This is a genomic window from Nibrella viscosa (assembly GCF_039541875.1).
GTDB classification, from domain to species: domain Bacteria; phylum Bacteroidota; class Bacteroidia; order Cytophagales; family Spirosomataceae; genus Nibrella; species Nibrella viscosa.
Map to the genome: position 1 here is coordinate 125,991 of NZ_BAABHB010000016.1, position 23,708 is coordinate 149,698.

Annotated in this window: 18 protein-coding genes; 8 read left to right on the top strand and 10 right to left on the bottom strand. The window is 54.5% G+C overall.

The window, feature by feature from the left end:
- The first annotated feature begins 5 nt into the window (after positions 1-5).
- Positions 6-863 (top strand): Rpn family recombination-promoting nuclease/putative transposase, encoded by an 858-nt coding sequence (locus tag ABD931_RS26010; protein ID WP_345270957.1) that lies wholly within the window; start codon positions 6-8, stop codon positions 861-863.
- Positions 864-1,326: 463 nt separating this feature from the next.
- Here the strand turns inward: ABD931_RS26010 and ABD931_RS26015 are convergent, their stop codons facing one another.
- From ABD931_RS26015 to ABD931_RS26025, 3 genes are read right to left on the bottom strand one after another with little or no spacing between them, the layout of a single operon-like run.
- Positions 1,327-1,791 (bottom strand): DDE-type integrase/transposase/recombinase, encoded by a 465-nt coding sequence (locus ABD931_RS26015; RefSeq protein ID WP_345270958.1) that lies wholly within the window; start codon positions 1,789-1,791, stop codon positions 1,327-1,329.
- A 6-nt stretch (positions 1,792-1,797) separates the two neighbouring features.
- Positions 1,798-2,097 (bottom strand): IS3 family transposase, encoded by a 300-nt coding sequence (locus ABD931_RS26020; protein ID WP_345270959.1) that lies wholly within the window; start codon positions 2,095-2,097, stop codon positions 1,798-1,800.
- Between the two features lie 21 nt (positions 2,098-2,118).
- Complete coding sequence (locus ABD931_RS26025) at positions 2,119-2,259, bottom strand: hypothetical protein (protein ID WP_345270960.1); 141 nt, start codon at positions 2,257-2,259, stop codon at positions 2,119-2,121.
- A 534-nt stretch (positions 2,260-2,793) separates the two neighbouring features.
- Here ABD931_RS26025 and ABD931_RS26030 point away from each other — a divergent pair.
- Positions 2,794-4,506, top strand: a complete 1,713-nt coding sequence (locus tag ABD931_RS26030; protein WP_345270961.1) for a tetratricopeptide repeat protein — start codon at positions 2,794-2,796, stop codon at positions 4,504-4,506.
- A 167-nt stretch (positions 4,507-4,673) separates the two neighbouring features.
- Here ABD931_RS26030 and ABD931_RS26035 read toward each other — a convergent pair whose 3' ends face one another.
- Genes ABD931_RS26035 through ABD931_RS26045 form a run of 3 tightly spaced genes read right to left on the bottom strand, consistent with a single transcriptional unit; the run spans position 4,674 to position 11,812 of the window.
- Positions 4,674-8,180: a PVC-type heme-binding CxxCH protein gene (locus ABD931_RS26035; protein WP_345270962.1), complete on the bottom strand. Its 3,507-nt coding sequence runs from the start codon at positions 8,178-8,180 to the stop codon at positions 4,674-4,676.
- Position 8,181: 1 nt separating this feature from the next.
- Positions 8,182-9,438, bottom strand: coding sequence for a GDSL-type esterase/lipase family protein (locus tag ABD931_RS26040; protein ID WP_345270963.1), 1,257 nt, complete (start codon positions 9,436-9,438; stop codon positions 8,182-8,184).
- Positions 9,439-9,460: 22 nt separating this feature from the next.
- On the bottom strand, positions 9,461-11,812 hold the full coding sequence (locus ABD931_RS26045) for a DUF7133 domain-containing protein (RefSeq protein ID WP_345270964.1): 2,352 nt from the start codon (positions 11,810-11,812) through the stop codon (positions 9,461-9,463).
- A gap of 280 nt (positions 11,813-12,092) precedes the next feature.
- Between ABD931_RS26045 and ABD931_RS26050 the strand changes: the two genes are divergently transcribed.
- Entirely contained in the window at positions 12,093-13,478 is a 1,386-nt protein-coding gene (locus ABD931_RS26050) for a purple acid phosphatase family protein (protein WP_345270965.1), read from the top strand.
- Positions 13,479-13,563: 85 nt separating this feature from the next.
- A complete protein-coding gene (locus ABD931_RS26055; RefSeq protein ID WP_345270966.1) occupies positions 13,564-14,454 on the top strand; it encodes an alpha/beta fold hydrolase in 891 nt (296 codons plus the stop codon).
- 51 nt (positions 14,455-14,505) lie between these two features.
- Here the strand turns inward: ABD931_RS26055 and ABD931_RS26060 are convergent, their stop codons facing one another.
- The 3 genes from ABD931_RS26060 to ABD931_RS26070 form a co-directional block, all read right to left on the bottom strand.
- On the bottom strand, positions 14,506-16,671 hold the full coding sequence (locus tag ABD931_RS26060) for a transglycosylase domain-containing protein (protein WP_345270967.1): 2,166 nt from the start codon (positions 16,669-16,671) through the stop codon (positions 14,506-14,508).
- A gap of 65 nt (positions 16,672-16,736) precedes the next feature.
- Positions 16,737-17,189: a GNAT family N-acetyltransferase gene (locus ABD931_RS26065; protein WP_345270968.1), complete on the bottom strand. Its 453-nt coding sequence runs from the start codon at positions 17,187-17,189 to the stop codon at positions 16,737-16,739.
- A gap of 68 nt (positions 17,190-17,257) precedes the next feature.
- Positions 17,258-18,280, bottom strand: a complete 1,023-nt coding sequence (locus tag ABD931_RS26070) for an RluA family pseudouridine synthase (RefSeq protein ID WP_345270969.1) — start codon at positions 18,278-18,280, stop codon at positions 17,258-17,260.
- A gap of 140 nt (positions 18,281-18,420) precedes the next feature.
- Between ABD931_RS26070 and ABD931_RS26075 the strand changes: the two genes are divergently transcribed.
- From ABD931_RS26075 to ABD931_RS26090, 4 genes are all read left to right on the top strand, one after another.
- On the top strand, positions 18,421-19,305 hold the full coding sequence (locus ABD931_RS26075) for a 1-aminocyclopropane-1-carboxylate deaminase/D-cysteine desulfhydrase (protein ID WP_345270970.1): 885 nt from the start codon (positions 18,421-18,423) through the stop codon (positions 19,303-19,305).
- A gap of 240 nt (positions 19,306-19,545) precedes the next feature.
- Positions 19,546-19,683 carry a hypothetical protein gene (locus ABD931_RS26080; protein WP_345270971.1) on the top strand — a complete coding sequence of 46 codons (138 nt, stop codon included), beginning with the start codon at positions 19,546-19,548 and terminating at the stop codon, positions 19,681-19,683.
- Positions 19,684-19,796: 113 nt separating this feature from the next.
- Positions 19,797-20,963 carry an MBL fold metallo-hydrolase gene (locus tag ABD931_RS26085; RefSeq protein WP_345270972.1) on the top strand — a complete coding sequence of 389 codons (1,167 nt, stop codon included), beginning with the start codon at positions 19,797-19,799 and terminating at the stop codon, positions 20,961-20,963.
- Positions 20,964-21,544: 581 nt separating this feature from the next.
- The gene (locus tag ABD931_RS26090; protein WP_345270973.1) at positions 21,545-22,183 is read left to right on the top strand and encodes an outer membrane beta-barrel protein; all 639 of its coding nucleotides are present in this window, start codon (positions 21,545-21,547) and stop codon (positions 22,181-22,183) included.
- Positions 22,184-22,384: 201 nt separating this feature from the next.
- On the opposite strand, the gene ABD931_RS26095 is transcribed toward ABD931_RS26090, so the two are convergent.
- A complete protein-coding gene (locus tag ABD931_RS26095) occupies positions 22,385-23,437 on the bottom strand; it encodes a thioredoxin-like domain-containing protein (RefSeq protein ID WP_345270974.1) in 1,053 nt (350 codons plus the stop codon).
- Positions 23,438-23,708 lie beyond the last annotated feature (271 nt).

Below are 23,708 nucleotides of genomic sequence, written 5' to 3' on the forward strand. Positions count from 1 at the left end.
GCGGCATGGAGACAGGAGTTTACATTCCCATTATTTCTGACTATGGCTTCAAGGCTACCTTCGGCAACGAAGCAGACAGCTTGTTTTTACGCGTAGCGCTGCAAGCCCTTATCAAATCCGATTCACCCATTCGAGAGGTGCATTTCGATAAAAACGCTTTTGAGGCATTGACTATCGACAGCCGCAGCGGCATCTTTGATTTATCCTGCACCGATGAAAAGGGCAATCAGTTCATTGTCGAGATGCAGTTGGAGTTTGCACCTTATTTTGTGCAGCGCATGAAGTTTTACGCCTTGCACAAGTTCAACACCCTGGTGGAGCGGGGAGAGTTTGATTATGCCAATCTGCCCAGGCTGTATGCCATTGCGTTTTTGGAGAAAGGCATCCTGCCCACCGCCAGTTATCACACGGTTGCTAATCTGCGAAGCGAACAGGGTGAAATCATTGACAGTCAAATGTCGTTTATTACTGTAGAAATGGCTAAATTTAACAAGCAAGTAGCTGAGATAGAGACCGACTTAGAAAAACTGGTATATACCATGAAGACGCTTCATACAACCGAACCTACGCAGTACCCTGCCTTCTGGAACGAAGAATGGTTACGCCGTGCCATTGACGAGTTAGACACGCGGAAGATGACACCAGAGGAACGGGCGTACTTTGCCCGCGTGACAGCAGCTAACGCTGAAGCCGTCAAAGCTGAGAGGCAGAAAATTCAAGAAGCTCGGGAGGCCGAGAATTTAGCAGTAAAGACTGAGACAGTCAAAAACCTATTGAGTTTAGGGGTTTTGAGTATTAGTCAAATAGCCAAAACCGTCGGCGTAAGTGAGGACTTTGTTCTCAACCTTTCGGGCGACAGGTAGCAGGCCGCAAAGGCAGCGTTGACAACTCAACCGTCCATGTGCGTCAAGGCTCCCTTCGGTCGCCATCAGCACCTGCGTGCGTTGGGTGTTCGTCTAAAAAGTGCTTGTTTGCCAGCGTCTTGGCGATAGACAGCTCGTCCCGGTGGGCAGCTTTAGACTTCAATTTCCTGGTTCTATGCGACAATGCGAACGTCCCGATAGGCAGGCTTGAAAAATATAGCAATACAAAATACGTACCGGGCCGCCGGTACGTGCGGTGCGTATTTTATATTGAAAGTGCGGCAATCGGCGAGTTGTGCATCATGCACTAACAACCCTGTACTTTGAAAACTATTGCACTTATTGATACCTAAAAATAACCATTATGACTCGCGATTCATTTTTAAAATCATGCGTTGCCGTAATTTCTTTTATCAGTATGCTGAGGTACTCCCCATTTGTAGGACCAATTTTTTACCATTAATCATTGAAATGGTAGCCCCTCCAGCCCAGGCTGAGGTGAACTCCCATAGAGCTGTGCCGGCACTTGCCGACTTACCCCCTGATGATGCTTGCGGTAGTTGTAGTGGGTAAAGAAACGGCTTAAGCCCTGCTCCAACTCCCAGCCATCTTCCGCTGGCCATAAGTAAACATAATCATATTTGACCGCCGGGCGGCCCCGCGTGCGCCAAAACCGCTCGATGTAGACGTTATCTATGGCCCGACCTTTCCCATCCATACTGATGATGATTTGCTCCTTGCTGAGATACTCCACCCACTGCTGACAAGTGAACTGACTGCCCTGGTCGGAATTGACTATCTGCGGTTTACCATGCTGCTTAATAGCCCCTTGTAAGGTCTCTACTACCCATTCAGCCACCAGACTGTTGGACAGTCGCCAACCCACCACAAACCGGCTGTAGACATCAATAATGGCTACCAGATACAAAAAACTTTAGCCATGGGCACATACCGGGGCGGCCCGTGCCGTGATGTCGATCATCCAGCCCTGGTTGGGGGCCACAATCAGCAAGCCTTTCAGCCGGTAGGGATAGATGTACTGAGCTTGTCCTAACCGGTTTAGGTTAGGCTTGGGGTACACGGCCCATCTGCCCATCTTGCGCAGCAAACGCCGAATCCGCCTGACATTAACCAGGTAGCCTAGATCCCGCAGGTAATCCTGTAGCTGCAGCACGCCTTCAGCCGGAAAGTTCAGGCAGCGTTCATCCAGCAGCCGCATCAGCGTCAGGTTCAAGGGCGTTTCCCCTACCGGCTGTTAATACAGGCGGCTGCGGTGCAGGCCCAGCAACTCACATTGGGCACGCAGACTCAGGCTACTGTGGCGGTCGATCATACGCAGGCGCTGGGTTAGCTCAACCGCTCGGCGGTCCGATTCTTCAAGCTTTTTTTTAGCCATTCGTTCTCTAACTCCAGACGACCAATCTTAGCAAACAGCCGCTCGACATCGACTGTCTCCTGAGGCTCGGAGGAACGCTCGAAAAGCGAGGGAGCCCGCTCCAGGAAGTCCTGTCGCTTCGGCGCTCCGATTCCACTTACTGATCCTGTTGGCATGGACCGCCCGGCGGCCCGGCTCGAAGCGAGTCGCTAACTCAGCTAATGTCTGCTTATCTTTGAGGGCTTCCAGAGCCATGGCTCGGGCCGCCCCGCTTGGCCTTGAAGCTGGGGGAGTACTGCTTCCGTTTGGTTTTCATCAGACCACTAGTTTACGCGTTTTAGTTCAACTTAGCGAGTGGTCCTAATTTTGGGGAGTAGAACATATTCAGGTAAGAGCTTCAATGTTTTTATTTCTGAGAGTAATAAAGTAGGTCAAATTAATTTTGTAAGTTCAGTATCAGAAGATTTATCCAAACTCTCACAGCACTAAGGTATTCCTACTACTTCTTTTACCATTTTCTAAAGCCTCCATATGATACCGTTACGATCATCTATCTTGTTGAATGGAGCACTGTTGGGACTAAGCCAGCTAGTGGGTTGCCAGCCTAAGCAGAAACCGGCTGACAATCCACCAACCTCCATTGTCGTTTGTGGTACCCTGCCAACGGACAAGGTCTGGTACCGCAGTAACGAAAAAGCCATGCTCTTCGACAGTATCGGCAATATCCAGTTCCCCATCACGACCCGGAGTCAGGAAGCGCAGCGGTATTTCAATCAGGGCCTTATGCTGGCGGTGGGCTTCAACCATGCCGAAGCCGCCCGTTCGTTTTACGAAGCTACCCGCTTGGATTCCACCTGCGCTATGGCCTACTGGGGCTTCAGTTACGTGCTGGGACCAAACTACAATGCGGGTATGGAACCTGACAACTACGAGCGGGCCTATACCGCCATTCAGCGAGCAATCCGGTTATCCGGCAATTGCACCGATAAAGAAAAAGCGTTGATCAATGCCCTGGCGAAACGCTACCCGGCCACGCCCGTCGATGATCGGAGGCCGTATGATGTAGCTTACTCGACGGCGATCAGGCAAGTCCACGAGCAGTTTCCCGATGACGCCGATATTGCCGGGTTCTACGCCGAATCGTTGATGGACCTGCATCCGTGGGATCTGTGGGAGAAAGATGGTCGCCCGAAGCCCTGGACCCCCGCTATCGTGTCGGTGCTGGAGAAGCTGATGGCCCGCAACCCCGACCATATCGCCCTGAACCACTATTATATTCACGCCGTAGAAGCCTCTCAAACGCCGGAACGAGGGCTCAGAAGCGCAGCTATTCTGGGTAAGGTAGCCCCCAAGGCCAGCCATCTGGTACATATGCCGTCGCACACCTACATCCGAACGGGCAACTACCACGAAGGATCAATACGCAACCAGCAGGCCGTAGTCATTGATAGCCTTTACCTGATGAACCGGCACGCCGAAGGCGCATTTCCCCTGGTCTATTTTCCGCACAATTACCATCTGCTGGTTGCCACCGCCACGCTCGAAGGTAACTATACCTGGGCTATGCGTTCGGCGCAAAAAACTGCCGAAAACACAAACAAAAAATTAATGGCTCAGCCTGTCTGGTGTGCCCTTCAGCACTACTATACAATTCCCTACCATGTAGCCATTAAGTTTTCCCGGTGGGATGAACTCCTTCGGATGTGCGATGCCGACACGGTCCGGTTGACCTATCCCACCGCTATCCGCCACTACGCCCGTGGTATGGCCCTGGTCGGTAAACAGCAACTCGCCCAGGCAAAGCGGGAATTACAACAACTTGATACGCTTACCGCTCATCCTGACATGGGCAAGCTGCTGGTTGGACCCGTCAATTCGATGCGTTCCGTTCTGGAAATCGCCCGTCGGGTGCTAAAGGCCGACATTCTGGCGAACGAAGGGCAATTGGATAACAGTATTGCCTTATTGCGGGAAGCTGTTGCGCTGGAAGATGCCCTGGGCTATAACGAGCCGCCCGACTGGTTTTTTTCGGTGCGCCACACCTTGGGGGCCACGCTCCTGAAAGCGAAACGCTATGCCGAGGCTGAAGCCGTTTTTGCCAAAGACCTGACAATATTCCCCCGCAATGGCTGGGCGTTATCGGGCCTGCGTCAGGCTCAACTCGGACAGGGACTTACTGATAAAGCCCGGCAAACGCAGGCCGCCCTGACACAAGCCTGGAGATGGGCTGATAACGACCTGAAGGCGGGTAAAATAGGTCGTTTGTAACTTTTCGTCGCTCCAGACAGGAGTATGCTTTCAACTGAGGACTACTCCAAAATGACACAGGGCTGACCAGTGGTTTGCTTCTTTTTGCTTTTTGGATGGACTCCCGCTATTCGAAAAAGCTGAAGGACATCCAGGTGGAAGTAAACCGCAGGGATAGTATTCGTTAATTACCGCCCCATTCTAAGTCGGGTCTGAGCCGCAGGCCGGGCCTCACCTGGCCGGACTGCACCCGGTTGTTCATCCTGTAGCTGAATACGCAGCGCTTCTTCTTTGAACGCGGCCCGGTCAATGGCCAGGGTGAAGGAATAGACACCCTGGGGCAGGTCGATAATCGTACCCTCTTCCGAGAATTTCATGGGCTTTTGTCCTGCCCAGGCAGACAGGCCGGCGGTGGAATTTACACCCAGCCTTACCCTGCCGGGCGTCAGCACCTCCACCTCGAACCGCACAAAACTGTAGGGTTTGCCCGGACCGGCGTCAACAAGGGGTAGTTCGTTCAGCGGCAGGTCGCCCGACACTTTGCTGTAAGCCGGTTGGGCCGGGGCTTTCGCAGTCGGTTTTGTCACATAGGCGGGACCCTCGGTTCGTACACCGGCGACCAGTTCCTTTGTGGGCAGAATGGCCTCCCAGCGACGTACTAACCGGGTGGTTGGCACCCGAAACGGACCGGATTCGCCCAGTTTCGAGAGGAAACCTACCAGGTCCCTGAATTCGGCTCTGTCCAGACCGGCTGTCAGGCCGGCCGGCATCAGAGAGCCGGGTACTTTCTCCATTACGGCAATCTGCGCTTTTGGAATCGCTACTTCCTGGCCGCCTGCATCCCGCATTACAATCTCAGAAGCACCGTTGCTGACGATGTAGCCCATCAGTTCACTGCCGTCCTTTCTGGCAATACGCTGTAGCTCGTAGCCTTCTTTGATAGACGCTGTCGGGTAAAGGATGGAGCGGATGATGGTCTCCACCGGCGAACTGGTCCCCAGGCTGCTCAGGTCCGGACCCAGCAGGCCACCGGCCCCACCCAGCGCATGACAGGTAGCGCAACTGGTCTTCCGAAACACCAGTTCACCCCGTTCCGGCCGGGCAGAGGCTTTTACTTCGCCCGCCAGTGCCGCAATTTGCTGGTCGTTAAGTTGCTGGGGCATCCGTTCAACGGGCAGCGTACCACCCGATGCTTCGAGCGCCTGCTTCAGCAGCGTTACCTCATCGCTGCGCTGGCGGGTCCAGGGTATTTGTCCCTGAATAGTCTGGCGGGCTGCTTTGGCCGCTGCTTCCGGAATCTTCCGGGCCATCAGGGCTTCGGCCAGCGCCTGGGTGCCCTGCTGCTGCGCCATAAAAGGTCGGTAAAGTTCAGAAGCATCTGTGGTAGCCGGTAAGGTCTGGAGCAGATCCACAGCCAGCCGGGCGGCTTCCGAAACGTCCAGCGATGCCAGTTGGGCCGTTGCCAGCAGCCGTGATTCCGCCGTGTTTTTAGGGCCGGCCAGCTCCGTCAGTACCTGTCGGGCTTTGGTCTTATTCAAGACCGCCAGGGCGTTCATGGCTGCTTTTTTTGTGTTTCTGTCTCCTTTTTTGGTGAGGGCAACCACTTGGTCTGTCATAGTTTCCAACTGCCAGAGACCAATCAGCCGGATAGCGCCGGCCGATACGGCCGGGTCTTTATGGTCGACAAATCCCGCAATCCGGCTCAGGTCACCCCCCGGCTTTATATGCCGCTGGCGGGCTGCCTCTTCCAGGGCCGCCAGTTGAGCCGCAACCGCTCCCGGCTGGTCGGTACCCGGCTGGTTCACCAGATCAAACAGCGTAGCCAGGTCGGCCGGCCGGCCATAACGCGCCATTGAGCTGAGTACGTCTTTGTGGTACGCTTCCGGTACGTCCCCTTTCCGGTAAAGCTGAGCCAGTTGCGATACCGCAGCCGGATTGCTCACCGATTTCAGCGCATAGGCCGTTTTCTGGGCCGTGCCGAAGAAATTCGGTTCGCTTGTCAGGCGCTTTGTCCACTGGGGTTCCAGTTCACGCGTTGTCTGCCAAAGGGCAAAGTCCAGGAATTCGTCCATGGGTTGTTCCAGCACCGCCAGGGCCGTGCGGGCAGCTTCGGCGGTTTTGCCGTTTCTCAGGGCGATCACGGCTTCCAGGCGTACCTGCGCGTGCCTGTCGGCCACCGCTTTGGCCAGCAGTGCGGGTTCATTCGCAATTTTGCCCGGCCACTGCTGGAGAGCGCGGAGGCCGGCCGCCCGCGCTTTGTGGCTCTCCGCATTTAGGAGACTGAGCAGCAGCGGCTCGTTTACGGTATCGAACGCCTGGTACACCCACAGGCCTTCCAGTAGCTGATGTTCGTAATCCGGATCGTTCCGGTTGAGGCTGGAGAGCCACGTTTGCAGCGCCGGAAGAACGTCGCCGGCCGCCCGCGTTTTCAGGATCTGCCGGGCCTGGGAACGGGTCCAGTCTTCGGGTACTTTCAGGGCCTCCAATAGCTCCGCCGTACTGGCTTTAGTCAGTTTGGGTGTTTTGACCAGGGGGCGGTTCTTTGCCGTTATCCGCCAGATTCGCCCGCGTTCCTGATCCCGGCGCGGGTCGTGGAAATCAACCTCACCGTGCTGAATGATGGGGTTGTACCAGTCGGCTACGTAAATGGCTCCATCAGGTCCTACGGAAATATCGACGGGACGAAACGCGACGTGGTTCGTCCAGAGCAGATCGTCGGCCTGCCGGGATGCATAGCCGCTGCCCTGCTCCTCAAGGCTGAAGCGGTTGATCCGGTTGGCCCGGAAGTCGTTGGTGATGAGATGGCCCTGCCAGGATTCCGGCAGGTGCCGCCCTGAGATAATATCCAGTCCGCTGTGTTTGGGCTGGCCGGGATTTAGCCCCCGGATGATGCGTTCGGCCCCCGGAGCGGTCACGAACGTAGCGCCGGGAAATGCGTAGTTGATACCTTCGCCACCCGCACCATCCGTCAGGAACGACTGCCCCCACCGATCGAACTGCAGCCCCCAGGGATTGATCAGCCCACGGGCGTATACTGCCAGGTCCTGAGTCTTAGGTCGAAGCTGCCAGACTCCGCCCCCCTCCAGCCGTTTGGTGCCCGTAGGGGTTTCGACGTGGCTGTAGATGTAAATAGACTGGTTGAAATACAACGCGCCCTCGGGACCCCAGCGGAAGGTGTGGATGAGGTGATGGGTGTCGGCCACGCCAAATCCACTGAGAACCCGGCGCTTCTTGTCGGCTTTGCCGTCGCCGTCGGTATCCATAAAATGCAGGATCTCCGTGGAATTGGCTACGTACACGCCCCCGTCGCCGGGCAGGATGCCGGTAGGAGTGATCAGGCCTTCGGCAAAGACGGTCGATTTATCGGCCTTGCCATCTCCGTCGGTATCTTCCAGCACAAACACCTTGTCGTTGGCCTCTTCTCCTGTTTTGAGGTGCGGATAGGCCGTACTGCTCACCACCCACAGCCGGCCGTCGGCGTCCCAGTTCATCTGGATCGGCTTGGCCACCAGCGGCTCAGCGGCAAAGAGGGTTACCTCAAAGCCATCGGCCACGTTAAATGATTTTCGTTCGGCCTCCACGTCCGGATCAGGATTATCCTGTCGGGTGGGCTGATTAACCGTAGCGGTGAAGAGGAACACCAGCGGTATCCATACCAGGCTGCGGGCGACCTTTCGGCGAAACATACGATTCATGCTACTTGAGTTGGCTAAGCTGATAAACGGGAATCGGTGGCGTGCGGTGCAGGGCAATCTGACCATCCAGCCAGGTAATGATAAAGCTAAGATCATCCAGGGTCTTCACGTGCCGCCCCTGCTCATACGACCGGAAGCCAATGATATACGTGTGGTTCTGCGGCCGGTACTGCTGGAAATACAGGTCGTTCTTCTTCCGAATCATCGCCTGCAATTGGCGGGCCTGCTGATAGAGGGGGCCATGCTGAATGGCTACGCCCTTCGCCCATTGGCTGGCGGAGGCCGTAACGAGCTGAGCGCCGTCGGCCGTCAGCGTGTAAAATCCTTTCGTAAGGCCGCTTATTGTCAGGACCGCGCCTGTAGCGGTTTCCCCGCCTTCTTTGGGAAGTGGCAGCGGCAGGTAGGGTTCATTGACGGTAAAGGTCAGCGTCTGGTTACCCTGACCGGTCGGTAGCCATTTAACGGGGCCGGATACCTGCGGGCCTTGTTTACCCAACTGAAGGCTGATGGTCTGCTGCCGGGGGGGCAGGCCTAAACCGGCCTCCAGCGCCGAGGCCAGGTAGTAGTACCCGGTTTCGTTGAGGTGAATGCCATTGTCCGATACGGCTACCTGCCGGCTGATCTGCTGCATAGGCGTAAACAGATCTACGTACCGAATACCCCGCTCCGAAGCAATCCGGGCAATTGCCGCCGTGTACAACTCCATCTGGGCATTTCGCCGGGCGGTGTTTTCGGGTGAACCGGCCGAAAATACCGGAATGGGCGACAGCAGGACCGCGCCGGCCCCCAACTGATTGACCGTATCAATGAGCTTGTTCATGCCTTCGGTAAAACCCGGAAGGCCGGTTTCGCCCTCTTCGGCTTCAATGCCGCCATAGGCCATAAAAACCAGCGTAGGCTTCGCTTTGGTGATCTGCTCCATCAGCACCTCATAGGGCGTGGGCGGGTTGGTAATGGTGCCCCGTGCTGCGCCAAAAACGTTATCCCCCGACCAGCCGATGTTCCGGAACGTGACCTGGCGGTCGGGCCAGCGGGTGGTCAGGGCCATTTCCAGATACCCATACGGGAGATCATTCTCAAAGAGCGAATTGCCCACCAGGAGCACCCGCTCGCCCTGGTTGAGGGCGAAGGGGGCCTGTACCGGTGAACGGCCGGAAGCGGGTTGGTTCACCTGAGCCCATCCGTTGTTGCCGGCCAGCACCAGCACGAACAGGATAGGCAGGCAACCCAGAAGCTGTAGTAGTTTTCGGTTTAGCATAGACACAGGCTGTCAATCGCGCTTACGGTTTGGGTTGCTCCAGTTCCGCCAGCGTCCAGGCATTGGTCCGGCCGGCGGTTTCCTGCCGTAGTTTCGTTACCTCACTGGTGTTAATCATCGGCAGGATGCGCCGGTACACACCCGTTGCAGTCACGGGCGGGCGCCCGGCCTGAGCACCGGCCGCGTTACCGGTTGCCTGCGCAGGGCGGTTCTGAGCCGGTGGGGGCGGGGTGCCAAACTCAAACCGGATGTAATTGGCCACCGAGGCAATCCACTCGTCGGTATTGTCGGCCATGGCCGGCATCACGGTCGGGTAGGTTTTACCGTCAATGGGGCCTGATAGGCCCTGTAACAGGATTTTGAGCAGCAGGTCTTTGTCGGCCAGGTGTTTGGAACCCGCAATCGGGGGCGCAACCTGACTGGCCAGTCCTTTGCCGTCGGTGCCGTGGCAGGAGGAACACAGCGATTTGAAAATCTCAGCGCCTTTCAGAACGGAGTTCCGGTCGACGGCGAGAAGCCCGCCCAGTTTGTTGCCGTATCGTTTGTAGTCTTCGTTTTTCTGAATACTGCTTTCTACGGCGGTCAGCATCGGATTGCCGGTATTTTGGGCCAATAGATCACCAATCACGGCTTTCGCTTTGGGTGAGGTGCTGTAATGCAGCGACTCCAGCAACTGCACCCGCACGTCGATACTCGGGTCGTTCAGCAGGGAGGCCACCTGATTAATCATTGCCTCATCTTTCTGCTTCAGCAGGGGTTCGCTGATCCAGATGGCGGCCCGTCTGACCTGCGCATTGTCGTCTTTCAGCGCGGCCGTAACCGTGGCCGCATCAATCGCGTCCAGCCCTTCCAGCGTCCACAGCGCATGAAGGCGACCCAGGGCACTCGGTTTCCTGACCAGACCAGCCGGCTGTCCGGCGGCTATCTGCTTCAGCGTGGGCACTACCGATTGGTCTCCCAGGATAATCAGTTGCCGCTGCGCATTATCCCGCCACCAGCCGTTGGGGTGATCCAGATAGGCTACCAGTTGCTGCGCCGACTCGTTCAGCATATTGGGTTTGTTGCCCGGCTTCACGCCATCCTGCACCAGCCGCCAGATGCGGCCGTGCTGTACGTGCTTGTCCAGCCCCAGCCGCTCGATCTGCGGCCGAATCCAGCTTCCCTTCGGTGTCCACTGCGACTCCTGAATGATACCCCGGTTCATGTCGACAATGTACAGGTTGCCATCCGGCCCGGTATAGGTGTTAACCGGGCGGAAATTGAAGTCGGTAGAGGCAATGAACTCCTGCTGGTGGTACACATTTTCGAGGTGCGTTTTACCCTGCTTATTCACCACCCTCGCCCGGCGTACAATGCGGGCTACCGGTTCGCAGATCAGGTAATCGCCCACGAGGTCGGCAGGAAGCTTATCGCCCCGGTAGATAGACTGACCGCAGCCGGCCGTAAAGTGGTTGAGGGTACTGTCGGGCCGGAGCCGCCGGGGACCGCCCTGCACATCGGGGTTAGCAATAATGGACCATACGGGGGCGAACGTCTCCTCGTCGTACGCATCGGCAAATTCCAGCGCACCATACTTTGGATTGATCTGGAAGCCGGAGCCCGCATTTTCGCCCCCGCCCCGGCTGAAGAACAGCCGGCCGTAGTTGTCGTGCGTCAGGCCCCACTGTCCGTTGGAGCCGCTATGCAGTGAATCGACCTGAATCTGGCCTTTGGTATAGCGGAAACGGACGGGGTCTACCGTGACATAAAGCCAGTTGTCGATGTTCCAGTCGAGGCCGCTGCGCTGGTGCTCCAGGTTACCGGGGGCTTTGCGGGGGATGTGGTAAATGCGCTTTTTGGTATCGGCCACGCCATCGCCGTTGGTGTCGGTATAGCTCCACAAATCGTACGTATCGGTTTCGTTAACGATCAGTTCATTGCCCACGCACAGGATCATGCGGGGCAGCAGCAGTTTGTCGATAAACACCGTACTCTTGTCCATTTTACCGTCGCCGTTAGTGTCTTCCAGCCGGACAATGCGGCTCACGGGCTCGTGCTCGCCGGTGGCGTCGGCATCCTGCATGTAGGTGTCCATCTCGGCTACGTACATGCGGGCGTTGCCGTCCCAGGCAATGGCTACCGGTTCGCGCACCATCGGCTCACTGGCCACCAGTTCCATATGGTAGCCCTTCGGCACCCGGAAAGCCTTCAGGCTCTGCTCGGGCGTTAATTGGGCGGTATTAGCAACAGGATTGACAACAGGTTTTGGACCGAGGTCAGGGCCGGAGGGAGTCGCTGTCTGCGCAGTCTGGGGGCTGTTCGTTTTGGAAACGGTACAGGTGACGACCAGGACCGAACCGGCTAGCAGGCCGGTGAGCCAGAGGGTATGTTTCATTGAAAAGTCGTAAGCTAGATCAGGGTAGAATAGTTACAGGATAAAGCAGATTCGCAGCCTGATATACCGATTTGCGGATAAATAAACCCACCGGCCTGCGGCCTGGTTAAGTGATTTTGCGGATACCGCCGGCGAGAATTGTCCCTTGTGCCTCCACGGCAAGTCTGCTACCCTTTCGTGAAATTTATGGGGCGGCCGCTGCATCTGACACTAATCTTTTTTAATTTTCCGCCGGCCTGCCCCCGGTCCTGTAGCCGGCTGGTGCAATGGCAATCCGCTCATGCCGTTAAAACCCTTATTTCCTGCGCTTCAACTTACTGCGATCCTGGTCCTATCCCTGGTCGATACCTGCTTTGGTCAGGCGGATACCCATCCGGACCGGCCGGTGTTTCACAAGCGGTGGACCCTGCCGACCGATCAGCCCGACCGGGTTATTCTGACGTTTGCCGGCGATCCGGCTACCCAGCAGAGCGTCACCTGGCGGACGGATACCACCGTGAGGCAGGCGATCGCCGAGATTGCCGTGGCCGATGCCTCACCGAACTTCTACCGGACGGCGCAGCGCCTGAACGCCAAAACGGAGAAACTGGATGCCGCTGCAGTCAAAGGTGCCGAGGTGGCGGCCAACTATCATTCGGTGACGTTTACCGGCCTGCAACCCGGCTTGCTATATGCCTATCGGGTTGGCGACGGCGTACACTGGAGTGAGTGGTTTCAGTTCCGAACGGCAAGCCGGGAGGCTAAACCGTTTTCGTTTCTGTACGTCGGCGATGCCCAGAATTATATTCTTGAATTATGGTCGCGGCTGATCCGGGCCGGCTTCAGCAAAGCGCCCGATGCGCGGTTTATCATACACGCGGGGGATCTGGTCTCCGAAGCGCATAGCGAGCGGCAGTGGCACGAGTGGTTTACGGCCGGCGGCTGGATTCACGGGATGCTGCCCAGCGTACCGGTGCCGGGCAATCACGAGTACCGGGCCGCTACGGCCGCCGACGAGGCCAATAAAGAGTCACGGCTATCGGTGCAGTGGCGGCACCAGTTTACCCTGCCGCTCAATGGCCCCGCCGACCTGCAGGAAACCGCCTACACCTTCGACTACCAGGGCGTGCGGATTGTAGCGCTGAACTCCAACCGGCAGCAGGAGGTACAGGCGGCCTGGCTGGATTCGGTGCTGACGAAAAACCCCAACAAATGGACGGTCGTCAGCTTTCATCACCCCGTATTCTCCACGGCCGGGGAGCGCGACAACCCCCGCATCCGCGAACTGTGGAAGCCCATTTTTGATAAACATGGGGTCGATCTGGTGCTGCAGGGGCATGATCATACCTACGCCAGGGGGCACTCGGGACCCACGTCGCAGAATGTCGTGGCGGGCATGAACACCCGCGACAGCCGCACCGGTACTGTGTATGTGGTGTCGGTGAGCGGAGGGAAGATGTACGACTTCAAACCCGACGCCTGGGATAAATACGACGCGAAACTGGTTCGTAAAGCCGAAAACACCCAGTTGTTTCAGGTGATCCAGGTCGACGGCAATACGCTGCGCTATCAGGCTTTCACGACTACGGGCGAGCTGTACGACGCCTTCGACCTGGTGAAGGGTGCCAAAAAAGGGCAGAACCGGTTTGTGGAGCGGGTAGGCAGCGCTGTGGCCGAACGCCATTAGCAAACGGCGGCTGATGAAGCAACCATTTGGTGATTATCCGGTTATGTTTAGGCTGGTTTCATCCTCACGTAAACCTTTATCATCTATGAGCTACATTCATGCCGGCCAGAGTGCCACCGGACAAGCCGTTAATTTGTACTATCAGGACTGGGGCACCGCCGATGCCCATTCGACCGCCGTACTGATTCACGGCTGGCCGCTGAGCCACGAAATGTTTGAGTACCAGATGACCGAGCTGCCCAAACACGGCATTCGCTGCGTGGCCTACGACCGCCGGGGCTTCGGGAAATCCAGCAAACCCTGGGAAGGCTACGACTACGACACCCTGGCCGACGATCTGAAAGCGGTGCTGGACGAATTGGACCTGCAGGATGTCACGCTGGTCGGTTTTTCGATGGGTGGGGGCGAGGTGGCGCGGTACATGAGCCGCCACGGCGGTGCCCGGGTAAAGAGCGTGGTGTTTATCGGAGCCGTAACGCCGGTGCTGCTGAAGTCCGACTCACATCCCGACGGGGTTGACCAGTCGGTGTTCGATGATATGATCGAGGGACTCCGGAATGATCGCGCCAATTTCCTGCACGGGTTTGGGCGCAATTTCTTTGGGGTGAATTTCATCAGCCATCCCGTAAGCGAGCCATCCCTGCAGTATTACCAGATGCTGGCGATGCTGGCCTCGCCCAAAGCTACCATCGACTGTGTCCGCTCGTTTTCGGAGACCGACTTCCGGCCGGACCTTACCACCATCAACGTACCCGCGCTGATTATTCACGGGGACTCCGACCAGATTGTGCCGTTTGAGATTACGGGGCAGCGTACCCACCAGGCCATTCCCAGGGCGCAGATCGTCGTGTATGAAGGAGGTCCTCACGGCTTATTCTTTACGCACAAAGAAAAACTAACCAACGACCTGGCTGCTTTTATCCTGGAAAACGCCACCGCTTCCGGTCAATCGTACGGAATTATCGGGAAGAGGTAGGAGTTTGAGGTTTAAGGTTTAAGGTTGGCTGACGCACCCTATAACTTCAAACTACAAACTCTCCTGCCGCTTGCGCTCTTCCCGCTCCCGGCGTCGCTGCTCCCGGCGTTCCTGGCGGAGTTGCCGCCGGGTTTTGGTGGTATCGGCTGCGGCCGGCTGGCTGGTGGCCGCTTCCTGCTCTACCTGAAGTGTTTCTTCCCGTTCGGGCTTTTTGTCGCCCCGGAACAGATTCCGGAAGGCATCGAGCAGCCCACCGCCATCGTCCTCGTTGCGGTCGTTCATCAGGCTGTCGATCTCCATCGGTTCGCCGGTATCTACCTGCTGCCGCAAGCCTTCGCGGAGCCGGACACTGTAAAAGCCGTAAGCGTTGGTGTCGGCGGGGGTCATACCACGCCGGGCCATAATCCGGCCGATGAGCCGGTGGTACCCACGCACGTAGGGCCGTAGCGTACCGTCGGGGTTGAAATGGTTGAGCGCAGCCTTGGGGCGGGGCACCACAAAGGCCAGGAATATACTTTCGCCGAGGTTTAGTTCGGAGGGGTGTTTGGCGAAGTAGAAGCGGGCCGCTTCGCTGATGCCGTAGATATTGCGGCCCCACTCGATGATGTTCAGGTAGACCTCATACATCCGCTCCTTCGACACCAGCCGCTCGTTCTCGATCAGCCAGACAATCAGCACCTCTTCTACCTTACGGGACAGGGTTTTCTGGCGGCTCAGAAAAACGTTTTTCACCAACTGCATGGAAATGGTACTGGCCCCGCGCTTGAATGATTTTGCCTTGTAATTGGTGGCGATGGACACCCGGAACGCTTTCTCGTTGAAGCCTTTATGGGTAAAGAAGGTGTAATCTTCCGACGTCAGCAGGGCGTTGCGCAGGTTGGGCGAAATGTTCTGCAGGGGCGTGAAATCCGGGTTTTCGGGACCGACCCGAAACGTGCGCACCGGCTGCCCGTTTTCGTAGGGCGTGTAGTCGAACGGGCGGTTGATCATCGTAAAGTCCGTCTGCCCCATTTGCAGGATCCGGAAGTTATCCTGCTGCAGGCCGGAGTCGAACTGTACCGAGTCGGGCAACGCGGCATCCAGGTGCAGGACCAGGTCGTACTTCAGCTTACCGGCCACTTTCATGCCGTCCAGCGACTCGAACAAGCCCTGCGGAAAGGCGTTGAACAGAGCCTGCGCATCCAGCATATCGGTGTGGAGCTGCAGGTCATATACCTTATCCGGAGAGAGCGTGTACTTGATAAACGGCCGCGCACTGACCTGACCCAGGTAGATGGTTGAGGAGCTATCGACGCCCACGTAGTTTTCGCCCACAAACAGGTTAGCATCCATAGCGGCCCGTTCGACCACGACATCGTGGCGGGCAATGGCGGGGTGGTTGACCCGCAGGTTCCGGACCGAACCTGCTCCTTCCATGCGGAATACGCCCCCCGAACGACCCGATTCATCCAACTCGGCGCGGATGGTGTCGGCCTGAAGTTTCAGCTTGAATTTCTCCTGCAGATACCTCAGTTCCAGCGGTTGCCCGTCGGCATAAAGCGCCAGATCGTACTGCCGGTCGCCGGGGTCGGCGGTGCCGGTAACGTGCCAGGTGGCTTCATTGCCGTTCAGTTTCAGCGTTGAGGTTACATGTTCGTCGTCAATGGTTGCCGTCTGCGTTAGCAGGCTCACGCGCTGCTCATTGTCGATAAACCGCAGGTCCAGGTTTCGGACGTCGAAATTGTCGGGGATCTTCGACAGAATATTGTCGACCAGGTTCTCGGCTACCTTGCCCAGGTCAGCTCGTTTTCTGTTGGTATCGGTGGAGTCTTTACTGCGCTTCAGCAGAAAATCGATGTTGGTCAGGGAGTCGCGTTTAACAACCTGCACCATTCCATTTTCGAGGGTAAGATTAGCCAGCCGGACATTGCCGATTAGCAGCGGCCATAACTTAACGCTGATTTCGGCCCGGTCGATGCGCAGCAGGCTATCCCGATTGGCGGGTACAACCGATATATCGTTGAAGGCAATGGTGGTCGGATTGGAAAAATGAGCCAGGCCAATCCGAACATCCAGGTTATAGTCCCGTTTGGCTTTCCGGATGGCCCGTTCCAGGCCGGCCTCCAGGAGTCTTTCCCGTTTTGAATAGGCGACGCCCGCGCCGACGCTTCCCAGTACAAACAAAGCAATCAGCGTCCAAAGGGTGATTTTGAGCGCCTTCCGTCTTTTATTAAGCATACTGTTTACTATTCACTTACACAAAGATACGGCTTTCGGGCCGGAATGTTTTAAAGCCGATAGAGCTAAAGGTCTAAATGACAGTTGGTCCACTCGCTATCGAAGCGGGTACCGAACTGCCGGTAGAAGCCGATGGCGGGTTCGTTCCAGTCGAGTACCTGCCACATCATACCCGTACAACCGGTCTGTTTGGCCGCTTCAATGGTGGCATCAAACAGTCGACGGCCGATGTTGCGGCCCCGGTAGCTTTCCGTCACAATAATATCTTCCAGGTACAGACGCTTGCTCTTCCAGGTAGAATAACGAAAATAATACAGGGATATTCCTATCAAACGGTCTGTTTCGGTGTCTTCGGCTACAAGCAGACTAAACAATGGGTTGGGGCCGAAGCCGTCTTCGGCCATCTGTTCGGGCGTGTTGGTTACTTCGTGGGGGGCTTTTTCGTAAATGGCCAGTTCCATAACCAGCTCAAAAACCTGCGGAATATCGGCGCGGGTGCCGGGGCGAATTGTAATCATGCGGTGGAAAAATTAGCGCACAAAATTACGGAATAATAGCCGATTAGTGACCGTTCCGCCGGAAATGATTACGACCCCTGCTGCCTCTGCCATTTTGCCAGCGCGGCTTTGAAGTCGTCGGGCAGTTCGGAGTCGAACTGCAGCCATTCCTTGGTTCGGGGATGCTGAAAACCCAGCGATTTGGCATGGAGCGCCTGCCGGGGCAGCAGGGCAAAGGCGTTGTCGACAAACGCCTTAAAACTGCCGTTCGGACTGCCGCGCAGGATACGGTTGCCCCCATACGTGGCGTCGTTGAACAGCGGATGGCCGATATGCTTCATATGCGCCCGGATCTGGTGGGTACGGCCCGTCTCCAGCTTGCACTGTACCAGCGATACATACTGGAGGGTCTCCAGGGTTTTGTAGTGCGTCACGGCATGTTTGCCCTGGCTACCGTCGGGGTACACGGCCATTACCCGCCGGTCTTTGACACTTCTGCCCACGTGGCCCGTAATGGTGCCGGCCGCCGGGTTGGGTATCCCCCATACCAGGGCGTTGTAGGTGCGCTCGATGGTGTGTTCGAAAAACTGCCGGGCCAGGTGGGTCATGGCGTATTCGGTCTTGGCAATCACCATCAGGCCGGAGGTATCTTTGTCGATGCGGTGGACCAGCCCCGGCCGGGCCGCGCCGTTCTGCGAGGTGGGCAGGTGCTGGAAGTGGTACACCAGCGCGTTGACCACCGTGCCGCTCCAGTTGCCATGCGCCGGATGCACCACCATGCCGGGCGGCTTGTTGAGCACCAGCAGGTCGGCGTCTTCGTAAACAATGGTGAGCGGAATGTTCTCGGGGGCAATGTCGGTCTCCCGTGGCGGGTGCGGCAGCGACACCGTAATGACATCCAGCGGCTTTACCTTATAACTGGCTTTGGTGGGACGGTCATTGACCTTCACCGACTCGGTGTCGATGGCTGCCTGGATTTTGGTGCGCGTGGCATTCTGAATGCGATCCATCAGGTAGCGGTCGACGCGGAGCAGCCCCTGCCCTTTATCGACCACAATCCGGTGGTGCTCGTATAACTCTTCTTCGTCTGAGAAATCGGGGGTATCTTGCATAAAAGATAGAACGCGGATGACGGATAGAACGCGGATGACGCGGATTAGGCTGATTTACGCAGATTAAAAAAAAATCCTTTTAAATCCGCTCAATCTGCGTCATCCGCGTTCTATTCCTGCGTTCTATTACAAAAGTAACAATGCTCCCCGAACGTGAATCGCCCCTGCAACAATTATCCGGGCCGGCCGGCATCCGCCTGTACCTGAAGCGGGATGATCGGCTGCATCCGCAGGTATCGGGCAACAAGTGGCGTAAGCTGAAATACAACCTTATCGCGGCCCGGCAACAGCAGCACCATACCCTGTTGACCTTCGGCGGAGCCTACTCCAACCACCTGTTTGCCACGGCCGCAGCCGGTAAGCTGGCCGGGTTCAATACCATCGGTATTGTCCGGGGCGACGAGCACCGGGAGCGCGACACTCCCACTCTGGCGTTTGCCCGTTCGTGCGGCATGAACCTCTACTTTGTCAGCCGCGCCGATTATCGTCTGAAAGATACCTCCGAATTTACCAGTCGACTGGAAACCCGATTTGGTCGCTTCTATCGGCTTCCGGAAGGGGGCAGCAACGTATTGGCGGTGCAGGGTGTAGCGGAGGTAATGCCGGAGATTGAGCATCAACTGGGCCGGATACCCGACTACGTATGCTGCCCCGTCGGGACGGGCGGCACCCTGGCCGGTCTGGTTGCCGGCGCATCCGAACCGACGCAGGTACTCGGCTTTTCGGCGCTTAAGGGTGGGTCATTTCTGATCGATGATGTGAATAGGCTACTGCCGGCAGATCTCCCGGTGAAGCCATTTCAGCTCTTAACCGATTACCATTTCGGCGGTTACGCCAAAACCACGCCCGAGCTATTCCGGTTCATGCACGAATTCGAGCGGCAAACCGGCGTATTAATCGAGCAGGTCTACACCGGCAAGATGCTTTTTGGCCTTTTTGATCTGGCCCGTCAGGGCTACTTCCCCATTGGCGCTACCGTAGTGGCTCTCCACACGGGCGGGCTACAGGGGAGACTACCGGGGTAAAATTTGCTCTGCTCCAGCGGTTCAGTTGCCTACGATCATCATCTAGTTGTTGACTTTGCGCCGGTAACCCTTACGCCACTGCCATTCTGCCGAAGAGACAATCGTTTCTGAAAAACACTACAGCGCTTGTAGCCACAGGACTATGTTCCGCATTTTACGCACCGGGTATAGCCGCACCCGGTGCCAAGCCGCTTCGTCTGCAGAAGCACAAACTAACGCAGGAGGAAACCACGCTACGGTATGTGGGTATCTGAAAAGATATTCCAGGCCGGCATCGACTCCAGTTACCTGCTTTTTAACGTTCTGGCGGACGATAACCGGAAGAAGGTAAAGATCAGGGAGGCTACGCCGGCGAAAATGAAACAGGGACTGTTGTAACCATGGGTGCCGGAAACAAGTTGATACAGAACAAATCAGAAGCCCCCTGACGCAGACCATGTGGCTCTGGTGATGTTGTGTCAAAGAAACAGAGCCGTCAGGCACCATTCCGTATGAATCGAAATCATCTGATACCTATAAAGCGCCGTATTTGGGAACTGTTAATGGGAGGTACGCTGGTTGTTGCCGTGGTGCTGGCGCAGGGGTGCAATCCGATACGGGCATTAGGTAAAAATCCATCCGGGGAGGCCCTGAAGCGAATAGAAGCATTGCCTAATTACCAGGATGGAGCGTTTCAGAATCTGGAGCAGATCGCTCAAAATGTTCAGACTGTCCGGTCGGCCACCACCTCGGTACGAAGAGGGCCGCGCTGGTTACGGATGCTAAAGTATGTTACAAGTCAGCCCAAAGAGCTGCTCCCGCCAAAACCGCTCGTAGCCGTTAAAACGGACCTGGTCAACACAACCTACAATAAGCCGACGGTCATCTGGTTCGGCCACTCCTCGTTTCTGTTGAAAACGGGTGCCATGAATATTCTCTTTGATCCCAGCTTTAGTGGCTTTGCCGGTCCAGTTAAAGGGGCTATCAGGGCTTTTAAGGGGAGCCATGTGTATGACCACACAGACATGCCGGTGATCGATGCGCTGGTCATTTCGCATGATCATTATGATCACCTGGATTACCTGACGGTAAAAAGACTGCGAAAAAAAGTGAAACGGGTCATTGTTCCAATCGGCGTAGGGTCTCATTTCAGGCGCTGGGGTTTTCCGGACGATATGATTACCGAACTTAACTGGAATGAGTCGGTAACGCTGGCAGAGGCTATAACGATAACCGCCACCCCGGCCCACCATCGGTCTAACCGGACGTTCAAACAAGTCAGGAAGACCTTATGGGCATCGTATGTGATAAATGCGGATGGCCATACGCTCTTTTTCAGCGGTGATTCCGGATACAGCCGGCATTTTAAGCTGATCGGTGAGCAATACGGACCTTTTGACCTGGCTTTACTGGAATGTGGGCAGTACAATGAAAAATGGCCGCAAAGTCATATGTTTCCTGTGCAAACTGCTCAGGCCGCGCTGGATCTGCGGGCGGCTATGACCATCCCCATTCACTGGGCCAAATATGCGGAGTCGGAGCATGCCTGGAACGAACCGGTCAATCTGTATCGGAAAGCCGCCGACAGCCTGCACGTTCCGGTGACGGTACCGCGCATTGGCGAACCATACACCATCGGCACGGCAGCAATACGGACCGACTGGTGGAATGCGTTCTGATTATGCAGCGTTAGCATACGAAACAGGCAGTTCCATGCTCAAAATGATGGGCAGTACAAGCGCAAAATAGCATCAGTAAGAGAATCGATGCATGTTGTTATAGATCGTTTTGGCTTTTGGTTGTTATCACCGAATGTTGTAGTTTACAAGCAGGATGTATCACAATGGGGTCTGGCCAGAACCATGTAGAACGCATCAAACCGCATCGCTTCGACTAACACCCCGGCTGACACAGTTCAGCGAGCAGTCTCGCTTCAACCTTTCAAGCCTGATAGGTCGTCCCATTTTTGAGAACATGACAGGGGGAGATGTTGCACACCTGATTGGCACAGTTGTGATGTTTGGGCTTGCAATCTTGTGTCTTAAGGAATACTTTTTCGGCCGTCGTTCATCATGAAGACTGTGCATCCCTTGAAATAGTTTATTAGTAAGTGTCTGCGATGCAGACTCCGCTTTACATAATCTCGCTTATACAACTCGACTAGACTTGTAACCATTTAATAATTTCTTTTGAGCCCTGCATGGAGTAAGAGAAACACATTTATATTGCAACTTATTGAAAACGTTCAAATCCACCCAGTATGAAGCCTTTAAAATTATTCGCAGTTAAAGCTCTTATTGTTAGCTTATTAAGCTCAATATACATCCAGGCACAGGCTCAAAGCCGATGGTCTGTAGCTCCTACCACAAGCTTAGTAAAATGGCACCCAAGCTATTATTTTAATCAGTCTGGTCAATCGGTTCCCGACCCTACCTATGGGTATTCAGTAGGGGTAATGGGCCAATATCAACTATCTCCAAAATGGTCACTTTCCTCAGGAGTAGCACACTTATCCATAAAACTTGACGGTGATGGTTCGAACTTCCTTAGAAACAACTATTTACAAGTGCCTTTATACATCAATTTACGTCCTTCATTAAAGCGATTATCTCCGTACTTAACGGCAGGGATTTCTTGGATTAGTCATCAACGTTTAAAAGCATTTACTAAAGAGGATGGTCACGTAAGAGAGTTACCCCTTGACGGCGTTTTAACAAAATTCAATTATAAACGAGTGTATGGGGTAGTTGGCGTAGGTGCGTCTTACCGGCTAAACAATCATTTCTCCATAACAGCTCAGCCAATATTTAGCTATAAATTCCGTAAGGAACAATTCGATGTTAACAATAGTGACCGTTACACAGTCAGCTTACAAGCTCAACTGGTTTATACGTTTTAACAACTCACACTCGCAGTATATAAATATTAATTTCTTTAGGTATATAGTTGGTATATAAAAGCTATTCTTCTCAGAAAAGTCTCTTAACATAATGCTTGTTAAGCAACTGGCGTTGAAAAAGTGCAATTCGGCTGGTGGCCAGCTTGTTGTACTTCTTCAAGAAGGTTTATGTAGCTACTCTTATCATAATTCTTACAAATATTAAGGTTTATTTAGGGCATCGATAACAGCAGGAATTGTTAAATGAGTGTCTATTATTTTCCCCCCAGGAGCTACTAAAATATAATCTGGAATACCTTCTACTTTAAAAAAGGTTTTCAAACTTTGTGACTGATCTTTATCTAAACACTGGATCCACTTTGTAGGATGCTTTAATAAAGCTTTGCGCCACTTTTCTTTATCTTCGTCTATTGATATACTTACTATAGCTAGCTTATTACTATAGGTGGTATATAGGTCTTTTAGTGAAGGTAGCTGTGCTATGCAAGGACCACACCAGGAGGCCCAAAAATCAATAAGTAAGTACTTTTCATTTAATGAATTAAGGGAGTATAATTTACTCTCGGAATCGATGATGTTTACCGTAGGAGTTTGCTGACCAGCTAATTGATTATGAACTAGATAATCACTAATCTTTTCTTTATAGATGCCCTTAATTAAGGGAAGGCTAATCAAGTCGGTAAAAAAAGGAAATTGATCTATCCAGCCTATTAAGCTTGATGCTTGCCAAGCTATAAAGCTTTCTAATCCTTGATAGCGGCCAGAAACTAAATTTGCTCTCAATTCAGAAAGCGAGCTCGTTACGAGATCGTTAACCTCAGAGGCATAGTAGGCGACAGAGTCCTGCTTGTTTTTGTAGCTAGCCTCTACTCGGTACCCGTCTAACTTCTTGAACGCTTCAAGAAACTGGTTTTCAAATTGTTGGTACTCTTGGTAAATTTTCCCGAGGTCATTTTTAGAATATAGTATACGAGGGTTGCTTAAAGCAGTATCTGTTTGAATATTGATTACCTGTGGAGCTAAAACAAATGGAATGCCTTTCATGGGCTCTCCCCAGGCTATTCCGGCACGGCTTGGTTCACCAACTGTTCCAGAAAATTCAAAGTTGCCTTTAGAGTCTGTTTGGGACTTTATTGGAGGTCGCTTTTCATCCAACAGTATCAACTGAACAGGCTGATTTGACAAATAATCTATACGTCCCTTTACTGAGAAGTTCTGCCCTTGAGCTAGTGTTTTAACAAGGAATAGTGTCATGCACAAAACGCTAATAAGTTGCTTCATTAGAAGATGTTGTATAAGTGTGATTAATATAAAGCGTAGTTCGATACGATTACAATGTATATATACAGGTTTTCTTTCAAAGGCCCACGTTCAGCTAGCCACATTTTTTCCCGCCTTGGAGAGTGTTCAGTAAAGTGTGTCAAGTAAGAATGTCTTAACTTGACAACAAAATGGGAAAGGGGAAAAAAGACTTTGATTATGCCAGCTTCCGTCAGGAAGCGATTCAACGCCTGATGGCAGGCGA

What these genes read in the sequence shown, in the direction of transcription:
- ABD931_RS26060 (WP_345270967.1), bottom strand. Translation starts at nt 16,671, where the DNA reads ATGCTTAATAAAAGACGGAAGGCGCTCAAAATCACCCTTTGGACGCTG.
- ABD931_RS26075 (WP_345270970.1), top strand. Translation starts at nt 18,421, where the DNA reads ATGCTCCCCGAACGTGAATCGCCCCTGCAACAATTATCCGGGCCGGCC.
- ABD931_RS26055 (WP_345270966.1), top strand. Translation starts at nt 13,564, where the DNA reads ATGAGCTACATTCATGCCGGCCAGAGTGCCACCGGACAAGCCGTTAAT.
- ABD931_RS26040 (WP_345270963.1), bottom strand. Translation starts at nt 9,438, where the DNA reads ATGCTAAACCGAAAACTACTACAGCTTCTGGGTTGCCTGCCTATCCTG.
- ABD931_RS26065 (WP_345270968.1), bottom strand. Translation starts at nt 17,189, where the DNA reads ATGATTACAATTCGCCCCGGCACCCGCGCCGATATTCCGCAGGTTTTT.
- ABD931_RS26010 (WP_345270957.1), top strand. Translation starts at nt 6, where the DNA reads ATGGAGACAGGAGTTTACATTCCCATTATTTCTGACTATGGCTTCAAG.
- ABD931_RS26095 (WP_345270974.1), bottom strand. Translation starts at nt 23,437, where the DNA reads ATGACACTATTCCTTGTTAAAACACTAGCTCAAGGGCAGAACTTCTCA.
- ABD931_RS26025 (WP_345270960.1), bottom strand. Translation starts at nt 2,259, where the DNA reads ATGGCTAAAAAAAAGCTTGAAGAATCGGACCGCCGAGCGGTTGAGCTA.
- ABD931_RS26050 (WP_345270965.1), top strand. Translation starts at nt 12,093, where the DNA reads ATGCCGTTAAAACCCTTATTTCCTGCGCTTCAACTTACTGCGATCCTG.
- ABD931_RS26080 (WP_345270971.1), top strand. Translation starts at nt 19,546, where the DNA reads ATGTGGGTATCTGAAAAGATATTCCAGGCCGGCATCGACTCCAGTTAC.
- ABD931_RS26045 (WP_345270964.1), bottom strand. Translation starts at nt 11,812, where the DNA reads ATGAAACATACCCTCTGGCTCACCGGCCTGCTAGCCGGTTCGGTCCTG.
- ABD931_RS26090 (WP_345270973.1), top strand. Translation starts at nt 21,545, where the DNA reads ATGAAGCCTTTAAAATTATTCGCAGTTAAAGCTCTTATTGTTAGCTTA.
- ABD931_RS26070 (WP_345270969.1), bottom strand. Translation starts at nt 18,280, where the DNA reads ATGCAAGATACCCCCGATTTCTCAGACGAAGAAGAGTTATACGAGCAC.
- ABD931_RS26085 (WP_345270972.1), top strand. Translation starts at nt 19,797, where the DNA reads ATGAATCGAAATCATCTGATACCTATAAAGCGCCGTATTTGGGAACTG.
- ABD931_RS26035 (WP_345270962.1), bottom strand. Translation starts at nt 8,180, where the DNA reads ATGAATCGTATGTTTCGCCGAAAGGTCGCCCGCAGCCTGGTATGGATA.